Here is a 16,438-nt window from a genome sequence, read left to right on the forward strand (position 1 = left end):
ACCATTAAAGTGACAGAAAGTGGCGGCGGACGTGATCCGGGTGTCGTCTTCGGCACAACCACTAGCACAGCCACCATCACCGATGATGCTGATGCTCCAAAAGTCGCCAGCATTACTCACCTTCAGAACGGTGTGGAAAACAGCACATGGCCAGGATGGACAGTTAACCTGACTAACACGTCGACGACGTCAACCAAGGTGCAGCTGAACTTCAACGATGGCCTCCATCAGGCTGACTTTGGAGCGGACTACAACGGCAAGGTACATGTTTACACAACGTCTGGCGCTTTCCTTAAGGAAGTGAACCTTAATAGTTCAAACGGTTGGAGAGCAGATATTGAAGTGCCTGCCGGTCACAGTGGGGTCAGGGTCTATGCTCAAACTCTCAATGACAATGTCTATGAAGGGAATGAGACCATCAAGATCCAGGGTGCAGTCATTGGCCGTCAGGGATGGGTGCAGTCTCAAGCAGCCGTGATTACTGATGAAGCTGATGCGCCAAAAGTCGCCAGCATTACTCACCTTCAGAACGGTGTGGAAAACAGCACATGGCCAGGATGGACAGTTAACCTGACTAACACGTCGACGACGTCAACCAAGGTGCAGCTGAACTTCAACGATGGTCTCCATGAGGCTGACTTTGGCGCGGACTACAACGGCAAGGTTCATGTGTATACAACGTCTGGCACTTTCCTTAAGGAAGTGAACCTTAATGGCTCAAACGGTTGGAGAGCAGATATTGAAGTGCCTGCCGGTCACAGTGGGGTCAGGATCTATGCTCAAACCCTCAATGACAATGTCTATGAAGGTAACGAGACCATCAAGATCCAAGGTGCAGTCATTGGCCGTCAGGGATGGGTACAGTCTCAAGCAGCCGTGATTACTGATGAAGCTGACAAACCAACACTCTCCGTCGTCAATACGAACGGAAACAACAGTGTAACGGAATCCAACTGGGCAACATTTACTATCAAGCTCAGCAAAGCCGTTGATCAGGCAACCAAGGTCAAGGTCAACGTATTTACAGGCTCTTCACCAGACGTCAACAACAAAGACATGGGTGGCTATGAGTACTGGACAGGTTCAAGCTGGGCAAACTTCAAAAGTGGCAGCCAATTAACGTTTGCGGCTTACCAGACTGAAATATTAGTCCGTGCGAAACCAATCAACGACAACAAGGTTGAAGGTAACGAAAGGCTCATTGTTAAAGCCAAACCAATCGTCGGTGAAACCCATATTGGCGGTGGCGAAGTGCAAAGTGCGATAACCGTTATCGATAAAGGCTATCGCGATACTAGCAATGATACGTCTGGTCACGTTCACTGGCACCTTGATGGTGGTGGCACTCAACACGTCAACGGTAATGGCTGGAGACCTCATGAGAAAGTCACCGTCTATAACCCTAATGGTTCCACGACCGTCATTTATGCAGATAAACACGGCTTCTTTAACATTCAAGCCGAAAACTTATATACCGTGGCTGGCACGCTGAATGCCAAAGGCGCACAAAGTGGTTGGGCGGTAAAAAGTAAGTATGTGAACCCGAGCATTACACCGCTTGTCCTTGACTTGGATGGTGACGGTATCGAAACGTCAGATGTAACAGAGAAACCTGTTAACTTTGATTACGACGGTGATGGTAAGGATGTTAAGACAGGCTGGATCACTGGCGGCGATGGTCTATTGGTGCGTGATATCAACAAGGATGGCCAAATCAATGATGGCTCAGAACTGTTCGGTTCAAATACCCGACTTGCAGACGGTTCCACTGCTGCTGACGGATATGAAGCACTGGCTCAACATGACTCCAACGCTGATGGTGTTATCGATAAAAACGATGCTATCTACTCCGAGCTAAACGTTTGGGTCGATAAAGACCAAGATGGTGTGACCGATGCTGACGAACTTCTCAGCATGGAAGATGCAAAAGTAGCATCTATCGATTTGGCTGCTAACTTTACTAGTGATGAGTCAAACAATAACACTATCGGTAAATCATCTACTTACACCACAACGGATGGTGAAGAGCGAACCGTAGCAGATGTTTGGTTTGCAACTCAACAAGGTGACGCGCAAGAAGAAGACCCATCTAACGTCATTGAAGAACATAACATCAGCGGATTGGATCAAGTGGAACTGGTATGGCACAGCGAAGATGTTGCAAATCAGCCATGGTCTGACACTGTCACTGATTTCTCTGTGGGTGAACCTCCATTGAACTTGTCTGACTTGGTCACGGACGACAATGACAACTTGCTAAGCGAAGACGACATAGACATGTTTGAGCAAGATGGCTCACTCATACTCCGTGTTGATACCACTGGAGACCATGTATGGAATCAGGAAATCATTCTGCAGGACATCACTTTGGATGACATTGTTGATAACGATGGAATGATTAAAAACGGTGTGTTTAGCGATGACAACGTCAAAGAATTGTTCCAAAAAGCAGCGAGTGTTGATGCGTTAGATAACTCAACAACACACCTGGATGATCCAAACATCGACGACCACTAAGAGAAAGGTGTCAAATTTTGCAATTAGCAGACAATGTAAAACCCCAGTGGACGATTCCTGGTGCGGGACAAACCACAGAAGACCCTCTTCTAGAGTGCTTGGTCATTTTGACCGAGCACTATGGCTCGCCCTGCTCCGGTGAAGCATTAGTCGCTAGTTTGCCAATGAGGGAAGCTCGGTTAACACCCGAGCTTTTCCCCCAAGCCTCCTCCCGAGCTGGCTTGGTATCCCGAGTGGTGAGAAAGCCACTCAATACCATTGGCGAAATGCTGACGCCCTGCGTTCTACTTTTAGTGGACCAAAAAGCCTGTTTACTTCGTTCTTTTGACAAAGAAACAGGCACTGCAGTTATTCAACTTCCTGATACTGGAGGAGAGACCGAACTTACCCAGGAAGAGCTAGAAGCGATCTATATTGGCTATGCCATCTTGGTGAAAAAGCAATATCGAGGCGATCAAAGCGTTGACGTGCATTTGCATACCAAGAAAGGCCATTGGCTGTTTTCCATGCTGAAAGAAGCAGCACCTATCTATCGTGAGGCTCTATTAGCGTCAGTGGTTGTTAACCTATTCGCATTGGTTTCGCCACTGTTCATGATGAACGTGTACGACAAAATTCTCCCTAACCAGGCTTTTGAGTCGCTATGGGTTCTTGCCAGTGGTGCAGCACTGGCCTTCACATTTGATTACATACTCCGCTACGTGCGGAGTATGCTTATCGACAATGCCGGCAAGAAAATTGATATCGTTGTTTCTTCCCGCATTTTTGCTAAATCCATCGGGATCCCGCTCGAAAAACGGGGGCCAAGTGTAGGTGGAATGGCAAAACAAATCAGTGAATTTGACAGCGTGCGGGAGATGCTGACTTCGACAACGATAACAACGTTAGTTGACCTACCTTTTGCGATTTTCTTCCTTTTCATTATCTATATATTTGCTGGTGATTTGGCCTTTGTTCCCCTAGTGTCTGGCCTCATCATTATTGGATATGCATGTGCTATACAGCCAAAACTTAGAGCCGCTATCGAGGAAAGTAACAAGTTCGCTGGACTGAAGAATGGGCACTTAATTGAAAGCCTGAGTGCAATGGAGTCCATTAAAGCGAATTTAGCAGAAGGTATTGTGCAGAAAACATGGCAACAAATGATTGCCCACTCTGCTACTTGGGGACTTAAGGTAAAGAAAACCTCGCAATCGGTTTCTTATCTAGCAACCTTTGTGACGCAAATGACCGCTATTGCCGTCGTAATTCTCGGCGTATTTAGGGTGTCTCAGGGTGACATATCTATGGGTGGCATTATCGCTGCAGTCATGTTGTCTAGCCGAGTAGTCTCCCCTATGGCCTCATTAGCCAACTTACTGACGCGCTCAAATCAAACAATGAGCTCACTTCGCCAACTTGATGCACTCATGGATCAAGAAGACGAATATCAGGATAAAGGCCATTTGATAAGTCGCAGGCAGTTGAAAGGTCAAATTGAATGCGCGGGCGTTTCTTTTGCTTTCAATGAAGAAGAAGAGCCAGTCATTTATCCAAGTTCCCTGAAAATCAATGAAGGTGAAAGCATTGCCATCATTGGGAAGAATGGGTCAGGTAAAACATCCTTGCTCAAAATGTTTGCTGGGCTCTACCAGCCAACACAAGGAAGCCTGAGATTCGACGGTATTGATTCCAAACAAATACACCCTGCCGATCTGCGCCGAAACGTTGGGTACATGCCACAGGATATCACACTGTTTCATGGCACGATCCGTGACAACATTTTATTCGGTACAAGACAGGTCACTGAACATCAGCTTATTCGAGCCGTACAGCTCTCTGGCGTTTCTCATTTCACCTCTTTGGATTCACAAGGCCTCGATAAACAGGTGGGTGAAGGTGGTCAATCTCTTTCTCGTGGACAACGTCAAGCTGTAGCACTTGCGCGTTCTATACTCAATGAGCCATCAATCTTATTAATGGACGAGCCAACTGCATCAATGGATGCATTTGCAGAAAAGCAATTTATTCGGGCGATGCAACAAGTAAGCAAAGACAGAACGCTTATTTTAGTCACCCATAAAATGTCTCTTCTTGATATTGTCGATCGCGTCATTGTTTTGGATAAAGGTCGCGTATTTTTAGACGGACCAAGAACAACTGTCCTTCAAAAGCTATCTCAAAACTCAGCTAGCGAAAGCCAGAGCAGGAGAACAGCCAATAATGAGTAAAAATCAGGACCGTGAACACGTCGACATGGCTGACGATATATATGGCGCCATGATGATGGATGTTCCCGGCAAATATCGTGTTGTTGTCTGGCTTCTTATTTTCATTGTTGCCTCATTTATTGTTTGGGCTTCTTTGTCTTCACTCGATCAGGTCACACGTGGTGAAGGAAAGGTTATTCCTTCATCACAGATACAGTTGATTCAAAGCCTTGACGGCGGCATTTTGCAGGAAATGTACGTCAAAGAAGGGATGATCGTAGAAAAAGGTATGCCTATTGTACGCATCGACGATACCCGCTTTCGCTCAGATGTCGCTCAACAGGAAGAAGAAGATGCAAGCCTGAATGCCAACATCATTCGACTACAAAAAGAGCTCGCCAGTGTCGAGCTTCAAGGGCTGGATGTTAACTGGGAGTCACAAATACTTATTGAGCCAGTGGCATTAGATTTCCCTGAAGAACTCCAATCTCAGGAGCCCGAATTGGTTCAACGACAGACTCTCGAGTATCAAGGGCATTTAGACGATTTAAAGAACAAAGTCGAAATCCAGTCCCGTCAGGTACTTCAGAAACAACAGGAAATTAAAGAACTAAAAACCAAGATAAAGACACTTGAGAACAGTGCAAAGCTGGTCGCCCGCGAATATGAGCTGACAAAACCGCTCGCCAAGAAGAAAATCGTCCCTGAAGTTGAGCTGCTGAAGCTTCAACGCCAGATCAACGATATGCGTGGTGAAATCGCCGCCCTGCACCAGACACACCCCAAACTTAAAGCAGAACAGGACGAGGCCATTCTGAAGCGCCGTGAATCCGTTCTTGCCTTCAAAAACGAAAACCTAACGCAAGTCAGCGAACTGGAAGCTAAGTTATCCCGTCTCCAACAAGCGAAAGTGGGTTCTCAGGACAAAGTAGATAAAGCCATTATTACCTCCCCTGTCAATGGCACAATCAAAACTATTCACATCAATACCTTGGGTGGAGTCGTGCGTCCAGGTGAGGACATCCTTGAGATTGTTCCAAACGAAGACCAATTACTGATAGAAGCCAAAATCCAACCCAAAGACATCGCATTCCTGCATTCAGGTTTGCCTGCTGTCGTCAAAGTCACTGCTTACGACTTCACTCGTTATGGTGGCCTTAAAGGAAAGCTGGAGCATATCAGCGCGGACACTACACAGGACGAGAAAGGTAACAGTTTTTATTTGGTGAGGGTCAGGACGGACGTTTCCAACCTCGAAGATAAAGAAGGTACCGCAATGCCAATCATTCCCGGCATGCTAACCAGCGTAGATATCATTACCGGGAAACGCACCGTGCTCGACTATATTCTCAACCCTATTCTTCGTGCCAGAGAATCAGCGCTCCGTGAGCGTTAAAAAAAGAACATGACCCAGGAGTTTGCACATGACGTGTACCCGCAACAGTCAAAAACGATTCAACAACCTAATCAAGTACTCCCTCTCGTGCGCTTTGTTGATCCCTACTGTCGGGTATTCAGACACGCTGGAGCAAGCCGTAGCAAAAACCCTCTCCTCCAGCCCTGATGTGAGAAGAGCCTTCCATGCTTACAAGGCACAAGAAGAACAAGTTGATCAGGCGTTTGCGGGTTATCTACCCGTCATTGACCTCACCGCAGGTTATGGTTGGGAGCAAACCGACAGCCCTTCTACCCGGGCTGCAGACAGGAAAGATGATGAACTGAATCCCGGTGAAACAGGAATCAGTATCAGACAGGCTTTATTCAGCGGTTTCCAAACTAAAAGCGAGGTTGACCGCTCTAAGGCGGAGGCCAAATCCGGATACTGGAATCTCGTTTCGACCTCTGAAGATCAGGCGTTAGAAACGGTCAGAGTCTATATCAGATACCTACAAGCGAAACAGGTTGTTGAGCTTTCCGAGGAAAATCTGAAAAGCCATGAGTCTATCTATGGACAGATCAAAGAAAAGACAGACTCTGGACTAGGCTCGTCGGCTGATTTATCCCAGATTACAGGTCGGCTGGCTCGCGCTAAATCGAATCTGACTGCAGCAAAAAACAATCTAATGGATGCCAGAAGTAACTACATCAGGGTAGTGAATCTTCCTCCAGAAAACCTGAGCACGCCGTCTCCAGACACTGGACTGATTCCTGCCAGCTTAAGCCAGGCCATCGAGATTGCTGAGAAAGAACACCCAACTGTCAAGCTTTCCTATTCAGACATCAACGCAGCCAATTTCCAACATGAGGCAGCCAAATCTTCTTATTATCCCGAGGTCAGTCTTGAACTGAACGGCAACTGGAACAACGATATTGGTGGTTCCTTGGGCCATGACGATGACCTACAAGCTATGGTGCGCGTTCGTTACAACCTATACAACGGTGGAAGAGATAGCGCGTTTGAGCGTGAAATGGCCTATCGCATTGGTGAGTCAAAAGAGGTGAACCAGAAGGCGGTCAGAGATGTGATAGAAGGTACTAGGTTAGCCTGGAACGCCCGCGTCAGCCTGCGTGAGCAGATGGTTTATTTGAATGAACATGTTGCTGCTGCCGTAGAAACACAAAGTGCGTACACCCTCCAATTTGGCTTGGGGCAACGCTCGCTTATTGACCTTCTGGATTCTGAAAATGAATTGTTTGAATCAAGAAAGGACTATCTCGCTGCTGAATATGACTACCTCGTCGCGGAGTATCGCATTCTTAATTCTACCGGACGCTTGCTTTCATCCCTGAAAGTACAACCACCGGAGACGAGCAAACCACTTGAATAGGGAATAAGCGGCTAGAAGACCCTTTTAAGCCGCATGTAATAAAGTACGTGTGAAACAATATGGAACGCTGAGGTAGGTAGTGCAGCAATAGGAAGATAACGAAACCATCTATTTGTTTTTAGAGACACCAGAAAACGGAAAGAAGCATGACAATTACCAATAAAATCACGCTTGTGGTGGCTGCAACACTCATTTTGCTTTGTACGGCTATGGCTTATGCTGAGTTCACTATCAACCTTGCTTTTATACAGCAAGAAATGCAGTCACATGCCAATAGCGCTTTGCAAAACCTGAGCGCGGCGTTGGTCCCTATTCTAGAGACTGGGGATCTGGAAAAAAGTGATCGCTTCTTCTCTGCGGTAATGTCAAAAGACGCATTGGTTAGTCAGGTCACTTTGCAGTGGATATTTGACGGTGAATTACAAAATTGGGTCAATGAAGACGCGCTCCAGCAAAAAGCACCCGTTTGGTTTTCTTCTTTAGGATTCATTGAGCCGATATGGATGACTACAACGGTTCGAAACAGTTGGACGGAATTAGCGACTCTTTCCATTCAAATACCATCTGACAGCGCCAATCTTGCGCTTTGGGAATTACTCCGTTCATTTATTGTTTCCGCTGTCACTCTCGTGGCGGCTGCCACACTGATTGTACGTTTTACCCTTGGGCGCATGCTCTCCCCCATCAAAACCATCACCAAAGAAGCCAAACGTATTGCAAAGCTTGATTTCTCGGGGCATTTACCTTCACCAAAGGCCAGCGACCTCTCTGAATTGACACACACTTTCAACGATATGTCATCGCAACTCCAGAGCCTTTTTGAAACCTTGAACGAGGAAATCAGTGCTTTGCGCACCAAGTACCTGTTTGACGAAGGCTCAGGATTACCCAACCGCAGTTTCCTGACCCGCCAGACTGAAAGTTGGTTGTCAGACGGAGATTGCGGTGTGTTAATGCTCATCAACCTAAATTGGCTGGAGAAGATTGACCCGTCCCGGGGCACAAAAAGCCTTAACGATTGTCTCCGCTCTATGAGTAAAGCGTTTGGCAAGATTCTTCCGCAATCGAACGATGCAATGGTTGCAAGGCTCGGGAAATCTGAGATTGCGATTCTTATCCCAAGTGTCCATGAAAAACAGGCAAGAGCTTACTTGAGCGAAATAATCCGCGCAGTCAATGGTGAGATAATTAGTAACGGCATACCTACTGCCAAGGGGTTTACGATAGGTATCACTGAAAACCATGCCGATGACACCATGTCATCAATAATGGCACGTGCTAACACCGCACTTACTCAAGCAGAAGCAACCGACAGCGTGTTTGTTTTCTCTAGTACTGAGCAAGAATATACACAAGAACAGCTTGACCAGACTTTAAGGACATCCATTGAAGAAAAATTGGTTGAATTAACCGTACAGCCTGTATTTTCAAGAGCTTCCCATGAAGTCCAACACTATGAAGTGTTTGCCAAACTGCAGCTCAATGATGAGTTTATCCCCGCCAATAAGCTCATTTCCGATCTTTCCCGACTGTCGCTGGCGCAACACTTTGACCGCTGCGTGATAACACAGGTCATCTCTTTGTTAGAAAAAGATAAAAACAATGGCCCCTACTCCATCAATTTAACGGCTGACAGCACTAGAGACCCGGAGTTCTTAAAATGGTTGACAAGCACTTTGACCATCAACAAACTCAAAGATCGTTTGTTTGTTGAGTTTGCTGAGGCCATTGCGTGTAATCACCCTAAAGATTGTGAGCGCGCGTGTCGAAACCTGTCAGACGCAGGTTTACGATATGGTATAGACAGGTTTGGTCAACATCTTTCCTCAGTCTCTTATCTCAGGACATTAAAACCGGCTTTTGTAAAACTCGACCACTCGTTCATTCAAAACGCAGAAGATGACGGTAACCTCTTGTTACTCAAACCAATGATAAAAATGGCATCCAGTCTTGGTGTTGAAGTCATTGCTTCGGCCATTGAATATAAGCAGCAACTGGCGCGATTCAATGAAATCAGTATCTGCGCCTATTTTGGGTATATTTCCCCACCAGTCCCTATCGGGTCTGAAAGAAAGAGCCTCGTCAAAATCGCATAACCTTCCTACGCACAAGAGGCATCTAAAACCTCTTGTGCGTTTCTGCTTAACATCACGTGGCTTATGCCTGCTCGATACCTAAATTCTTCATACAAATAACTCTCATTCATCCCCGCCTTGTCTCACCGACCCATTAAGATAGGTTAATGGCACATCGAGACTACAGCCCGAAATGCGTAACTGCCTACTATCTGAAGGATTCTTATAAAAATCACGGATTACTTCAGCCATGGAGGTTGTTATGGCAGCAAAGAAAATTACACATCTGACTCTCTCTACAACAGCAATGTTCGTGCTATCAGCAATGAGTATTGGCAACGCCAACGCAGCGGGCTATCAAATCGCGTTTGACTCATCCGGCGGTCTTGGCCGCGCCTATGCCGGTGAAGCCGCCATCGGTGACAGCGCAGCGTCAATGGGACGAAACCCGGCCATCATGACGCTCTTTGAACGTCCTGAGTTCTCCGGTTCAATGATTTACTTTGACGCAGAAATCGACGTGACAGGTAATTCTGCGGCACAGTCTTCGTCAGACATTATTCCTTCCCAGTTTGTCCCTGCCAGTTACTATGTTCAGCCTCTTAATGAACAAATGGCCGTGGGATTAGGGCTGTACGCCAATTACGGATTGGGAACTGATTTAAAAGACGATTTCATTGCTGGAGATATCGGTGGAGACACAGAGCTATTCACCGTTAACATCAACCCTGCTATCGCCTATCAGGTCTCTCCGATGCTGAGTCTTGGCGCAGGTATTAGCCTGGTTTACGCCAGTGGCGAGGTAAACCGACATTATGGCGGGGGTGCTGGCAGTTTCGGTGTGCAGGCCTCAGACAAGATTTTAAGTTGGGATGGTGATGACTGGGCATTTGGCTGGAACGTGGGCGCGTTGTTGGCACTGGATGAGAAAAACCGTTTTGGCCTTTCTTACCGTGCAGGCGTTGATCTCAAGCTCGAAGGCACTTTCAACGATTTCAGCCCAGGTGTTGCCATTCCCGGTGGCGGTTCAACCACCGCCGTTTCTAATGTACCGCTACCGGCGATCGCGGAATTTTCGGGGTTCCACCAGCTAGATGACAAATGGGCAATTCACTATAGCGCGCTTTGGACGCAATGGAGTGAATACAAGGAATTCAGTGCTTCCAGTAGTGACTGCAGTGTCAATGGTGGCATCTGTTTCTTGAAGCCGGAAAAATATGACGACAGCTGGCGCTGGGCGATTGGTGCAACCTATCAGCTCAACCCAGCCATTAAGCTGCGTGCAGGCTTTGCACTCGACGAGAAAGCCGGTGAGACAACACTGAGCATTCCCGACCAAGATGCCTATTGGTATTCGACAGGTATGAATTACCAACTTGATACCAACTGGTCGTTTGATCTCGGTTTGGCTTACATGGACCGTTCAGATGAGTCTTTTACTGAAACCAGCTTATTCGCGGCAGACCATGACTATACGGCAAAAGGCTATTTGCTGATTGTTGGTGCACAAGCAAACTACCGTTTCTGAACAAAGAACGTAACCGTCCTTAAAACAGCCCGCCTCGCGGGCTTTTTTATGCCTTCAAAACGACAGGCAACAAGGAAAAAAAGCCGGTGCATCTAGCACCGGAAAAGACGAGAAAAAGTAAAGGACAGATTTAGGATTCAGTTCGAAGATCTTTACGGAGGATTTTGCCAACGGCAGTTTTCGGAAGTTCGGACACCACAACAACTTGCTTCGGGACTTTGTAAGCCGTGAGATTTTGGCGACAAAAAGCCTCCAGCGCTGACAGTTCCAACGTCTCTTTTGCCGTGATAAAAGCTTTAACCGCCTCGCCAGTAGCTTCATCGGCTACCCCAATCACGGCGGCTTCTAATACATCGGGATACGAGCAAAGCACTTGTTCCACTTCACTTGGGTAAACGTTGAAACCTGAAACCAGCACCATATCTTTGAGCCGGTCAACAATTTGAATACTGCCGTCCTCGAGGATCACCCCCATGTCCCCGGTCTTAAAAAAGCCATCCGCTGTTAAGACTTGTCCCGTTTCTTCTGGGTTATTCCAGTACCCTTTCATGACTTGTTCGCCTTTCAACACAATCTGGCCAACCTCGCCTTGCGGTAGAGCCCTGTCGTTCAAGTCCCAGATTTCCACGGCGGTATTGATCAACGGTCGACCGACAGTGCCGTAATGCTCTGCCCCCGGTTGATTCAGACTGATCACCGGTGAGGTTTCTGACATGCCGTACCCTTCGGTGATGGTACAAGCTGTCACCTCCTCCCATGCTACGCGGGCAGCATCGATCAGTGCTGTTCCGCCAGAAAGCGTGATTTTGAGGTGCGAGAAGTCCAGAGCGCGAAATTCAGGGTGCTGACATAAGCCGACAAACAAGGTGTTAATACCAGCAAAACCCGTGAATTTATGCGGTTGAAGTTGGGCAACAAAAGTATCGAGATCTCTTGGATTGGGGATCAGAATGTTGGTGTTACCTTGGGAGAAAAACAGAATGAGGTTCACGGCAAATGCATAGATGTGATAAAGCGGCAACGGACAGACAAACAACTCTTCTCCCGGCACCACCACATCTTTCAAACGCTCTTCCATTTGTGCCATGTTCGCCAGCACAGAAGCGTGTGTCAGGCATGCCCCTTTTGCTCTGCCGGTTGTCCCGCCTGTGTACTGCAACATACTGAGTGCTCCAGCATCTATCGCAGGCGGTAGAAAGGAAACGGCTTCTCCCGCCAGGATCTCATCCAAATCTGCCTGAAGAATATCCCGCCCGCTTGATGTCGAGGCCTTTCCTCCTCCCTTGGCATAAATCACGACATCAATGTCGGTGTGATCAATCACAGAGGCTAAAGGTGCAGAAAGAGGTGCAAAGATCACCAGCGCTTTCGCACCAGAGTCTGAAAACTGATGCTGCATCTCTCTCGGCGTATAAAGTGGATTGGTGTTTACAAGCACCAATCCGGCGCGCAAGGCTGCAAACGCAGCAATAGGAAAGTCGAGAATATTAGGAAGCTGAATTGCTATCCTATCGCCCGGCTTTAAGTTCGTATTGTTTTGAAGCCAGCCTGCAAACTGGCGGGATTTTTCCTCAACATCACGATAGCTCAGGCTTTGCGGTCCGCAATAGAAAGCCGTTTTGTCAGCGTATTTGTCGCAGGCGCTTTCAATAAAAGTCGCCAATGTGATGTTGTTTTGCTGAATACCATTGGTCACGTTCATCATCCTTCTGTTTGGGTTCCTTGTTGTGTACGTTTTATCGTGACAGCGTCACGTATCTACTCTCCAACAAAGAACTTGTAGAACAAGTGATGCATTTTTTTGCCGTACGGTGGGAAGAGCATATCGCTGAAAAACAATTTCCCGCGTACCAAAACCGATTTGCAGTGGGAGAACGTTCTGAAGCCTTCCACACCGTGGTAGCTGCCCATACCTGAATCTCCAACGCCACCAAATGGCAAGTCATCGACAACCACATGGAATGCCGCGTCATTGATACAAACACCACCCGCGTGCGTTTCTCTCAAAAACCGACGCTGGAAGTCTTTGTCAAAACTCAGAACATACAACCCAAGTGGACGTGCGTTGCTGTTAATGGCATCAATCACATCCTGGGTATCCTGATAACCAAGAATCGGTAAGATTGGGCCAAAGATTTCTTCCTGCATGACTTTCATAGATGCACTGGCACCCAACACCAATGTCAGAGGCATAAAGCAACCTTCCGGTTGGACATCAAGCTCGCCAAGATGCACGACTTTAGCACCCTGAGCCTGTGCTTCCTCCAAATACCCCATCAAACGCTCGAACTGCTTGGGATTGATCACCCGGGTACGTTTGTCATTCCCCAGTGTTGAGGGGTACATGGATTCGTAGCGACGGCTTATCTCCGCGACCAGTTCATCCAATCTTTCATTCGGGCAATAAATGTAATCTGGAGAAACGCAGGTTTGCCCTGCATTCATGGTTTTGCCATAGATAAAGCGTTTAACGGCTTCATTAAGGGGAATCTTGTCATCAATGATCACGGGCGACTTCCCGCCCAATTCAAGGGTCACAGGCACAAGCTTATCGGCAGCGGCAAGCATCACATGCCTGCCAACCTGCGTAGATCCAGTAAACAGCAGGTGATCAAAAGGCAATTCAGAGAAAGATTTGGCCACATTGGCATCCCCTTCGACCACATGCACTTTGTCACGCGGAAAAACGCTGGCGAGCAAGTCCACCAGCACTGCATTGGTCGCGGGGGTGTATTCCGACACTTTGATCATCGCGCGGTTTCCTGCCGCAATAGCTGCCACCAACGGTCCGATGGTGAGAAAGACCGGGTAGTTCCAAGGCGAAATAATCCCTACCACGCCCAAAGGCTGATAATGAATTTCTGCCTTGGCAGGCTGAAAGACAATGCCGACTTTGCGTTTTTGAGGTTTCATCCAGCGACGAAGATGCTTGATCGTGTAGTCAATCGAGGACAGAGAAGAAAAGATGTCGCCCAGCATACTCTCATCGTGACTCCGATAGCCGAAGTCTTGCTCCAACGCTCTCAGCAAATTTTCCTTTTCACGATGAATGGCAGATTTAAGTAATTTCAAATCCGCAATCCGGCTTTCGTAACTGGGGTATCTGTCTTCGTTAAAGGCGCGTTTTTGCACGTAGAACAAGGTGTTGATGGTTTCTGCGCTCTTATTTTCAGAGCACTGGACCGTTTCTTGTTCCATCATGACCGGCTCAGAAAGTTTCTCTGCGTTATTCATATTGATCTCCCGACTGCAGGCCTCCTTTATCTGAGATTTCCGATAGGTTTGGATATCAGAAGGATGCATAACTTCTTCGATACTGAGTACTCAATATGCGCCAACGACGGGAGAACGCTTTGTTAATTTATGCCAAAGGCTTATCTGTATTTCTCCTATATACCCAAACAACCTGAAGATACAGGATTCAGGTTGTTTGGGTATATGTATAAAAAAGGAGCGCCACAATGGCGCCCCTGATTAAAAATCTCTTTGTTGATTGATTAATGGCGACAGCTTTCTGCCAAGATATTGGCCGAAAGATAACGGTGACGATATTCACCAGGTGCACACCCCTCCCAACGCCTGAATGCGCGATTGAAGTTAGCCACATTGGAAAAGCCCACCAAATAACCTATTTCACTGATACTCATGTGAGGTTGCTTGATGTAGTTCATCGTCAGCCTCTTACGCGTATTGTCGAGGATGTCTTTATAACAGGTTCCCTGATCATTCAGTTTACGCTGAAGGTTTCTGAGGCTCAGTCCCAGCTGTTTGGCAACATCCGCCTGAGACGGTGCACCAAGCGGCAGTTCATCCACGATTCGGGTTTCAATCTGGAAGGTCAGATTGGTTTTATCTACCCGACACATGAATTTGTTCAGCATTTCGAGGTGCATTTCGTTGATAGCAGGATTACTGCCAATCGACTGGGCCTGGGCAATTTCCGCATCCATCACAACCGCATTGCGATCGCAGCCATACTCAATGGGACAATCGAAAAACGCTGCGGCCACTTCGCAATCCGTGCTTGGACGCTCGAAGTTAAATTGGATTTTGATTGGATTGAAGTCACGACCAACAATGTCACGGGATAATTGCACCAGCGTCGCCTGAAACGCTTCGATCATATGAGGCGTAAGCACCTGACGGCCGCTGTCTGCGTAGCGATAGACTTCCAAATCTGACACGAAGTCGACACCCCTTTCCTCATAGGCGTACATGTTGCAGCAGTTGGAAACCACACGTTTATATTGGGCGACGCGTTCTAACGCTTCTTGAAGGCTGTATGCAGATTGCACGGCATAACCAAGTGCATGAAGCACGGAGGGATGAAAGCTTCGCGCCACTTCGATATTAAAAGCGCGACCACCTACTTTGTTGTTGCAGTAAGCGAACAAATTGCCAAGGCTTTGCACGCAGACTCTTCCTTCAGGATCGTTGACTTCAGAAGGAGAAATATCAAACTTTTCTAAGGTTTTGATCGGATCAATGTCATGGCTTTTCATCGCCCGGGTAATAGGGATCAGCCATCCACTCAATGTTGAATAATATGCGTTCATACTAGTCACTTCCTTGAAATACCCTGCTGCAAGCACTGAATCTGCAGCTAGGTATACACCCCATCAATGTTGCAACCATGTTGCATTAAGTAACGATAGTGTGAGTGGCAGAGATATAAATGACCATATTCAAATTTTGATGGATTTAATGGTTTAAACAGGTGTTCATCCAATTAATGAAACGTGATTCTTAATGTTGACTTATTCGACCAAAACGAACGTGTTATGAAATCTAGCTATTATTGGAAAGAATGAAGCCAGCGAGTGCTGGCTTCGTATAGATATACCCAAACGACCTGAAGATGCTCGCATTCAGGTCGTTTAGGTATAAGCATTTAAAAATCTATCGGAGGCTGTTTTCGCATCTCTTCCAACGAGCTTCCCATCCTTATTGGATCAGAAAGAGACTCATGCTCATAGACACTTTCTGTAAACTCCAAAGCGTCATAAAAAGCCCAACCCTGTTGCGATAATTCATTCGCAATTTCCAATTTGTTCTTTCCTCCGTGGTGCATGTCGACCACTTCGGCAAAGGTGTCCTTCTCACTCATGGCAGCTCCTCTCAGGCAAAGGAAACACCTCATTACCCTAGTGAGAGATCCTCAGCAAAGTTGTATCAAAATCCTGACTGACTCACGCAATTCATCTGCCTGTAAAACTTGGCAACATCGTCACCACAAAATCCAATCAATTTCACCTCCGGCAACTTCCCTGCGTTCTCAGCTAGATAGCGTTAAGCAATCGCTCTCTTTTATGTAAATGGTCGAAATTGTTTCAATAAGTGGACATTTGTGATTGTCATAGC

The 16,438-nt window shown here is 47.0% G+C and carries 10 protein-coding genes; 6 read left to right on the forward strand and 4 right to left on the reverse strand.

What is annotated here, in order from left to right; genetic code table 11:
• The 6 genes from D515_RS22290 to D515_RS22315 form a co-directional block, all read left to right on the forward strand.
• Positions 1-2,517, forward strand: a 2,517-nt coding sequence (locus D515_RS22290) for a type I secretion C-terminal target domain-containing protein (RefSeq protein ID WP_039850544.1), incomplete at its 5' end; no start/stop codon positions are given.
• A gap of 17 nt (positions 2,518-2,534) precedes the next feature.
• Entirely contained in the window at positions 2,535-4,727 is a 2,193-nt protein-coding gene (locus tag D515_RS22295) for a type I secretion system permease/ATPase (RefSeq protein WP_002541897.1), read from the forward strand.
• Positions 4,720-6,102 (forward strand): HlyD family type I secretion periplasmic adaptor subunit, encoded by a 1,383-nt coding sequence (locus D515_RS22300; RefSeq protein WP_002541898.1) that lies wholly within the window; start codon positions 4,720-4,722, stop codon positions 6,100-6,102. The genes D515_RS22295 and D515_RS22300 overlap by 8 nt, the downstream gene beginning before the upstream one ends.
• A gap of 28 nt (positions 6,103-6,130) precedes the next feature.
• Entirely contained in the window at positions 6,131-7,474 is a 1,344-nt protein-coding gene (locus tag D515_RS22305) for a TolC family outer membrane protein (RefSeq protein WP_002541899.1), read from the forward strand.
• Positions 7,475-7,620: 146 nt separating this feature from the next.
• Positions 7,621-9,570 (forward strand): bifunctional diguanylate cyclase/phosphodiesterase, encoded by a 1,950-nt coding sequence (locus tag D515_RS22310; protein ID WP_002541900.1) that lies wholly within the window; start codon positions 7,621-7,623, stop codon positions 9,568-9,570.
• Between the two features lie 241 nt (positions 9,571-9,811).
• Positions 9,812-11,077 (forward strand): outer membrane protein transport protein, encoded by a 1,266-nt coding sequence (locus tag D515_RS22315; RefSeq protein ID WP_002541901.1) that lies wholly within the window; start codon positions 9,812-9,814, stop codon positions 11,075-11,077.
• Between the two features lie 130 nt (positions 11,078-11,207).
• Here D515_RS22315 and D515_RS22320 read toward each other — a convergent pair whose 3' ends face one another.
• The 4 genes from D515_RS22320 to D515_RS22335 form a co-directional block, all read right to left on the reverse strand.
• Positions 11,208-12,782: an AMP-binding protein gene (locus D515_RS22320; protein WP_002541902.1), complete on the reverse strand. Its 1,575-nt coding sequence runs from the start codon at positions 12,780-12,782 to the stop codon at positions 11,208-11,210.
• A 53-nt stretch (positions 12,783-12,835) separates the two neighbouring features.
• The gene (locus D515_RS22325) at positions 12,836-14,311 is read right to left on the reverse strand and encodes a coniferyl aldehyde dehydrogenase (RefSeq protein ID WP_002541903.1); all 1,476 of its coding nucleotides are present in this window, start codon (positions 14,309-14,311) and stop codon (positions 12,836-12,838) included.
• Between the two features lie 263 nt (positions 14,312-14,574).
• Positions 14,575-15,633, reverse strand: coding sequence for an AraC family transcriptional regulator (locus D515_RS22330; protein WP_002541904.1), 1,059 nt, complete (start codon positions 15,631-15,633; stop codon positions 14,575-14,577).
• Between the two features lie 335 nt (positions 15,634-15,968).
• A complete protein-coding gene (locus D515_RS22335; protein ID WP_002541905.1) occupies positions 15,969-16,184 on the reverse strand; it encodes a hypothetical protein in 216 nt (71 codons plus the stop codon).
• Positions 16,185-16,438: the final 254 nt, after the last annotated feature.

Source organism: Grimontia indica (assembly GCF_000333895.2).
Classification (GTDB): domain Bacteria; phylum Pseudomonadota; class Gammaproteobacteria; order Enterobacterales; family Vibrionaceae; genus Enterovibrio; species Enterovibrio indicus.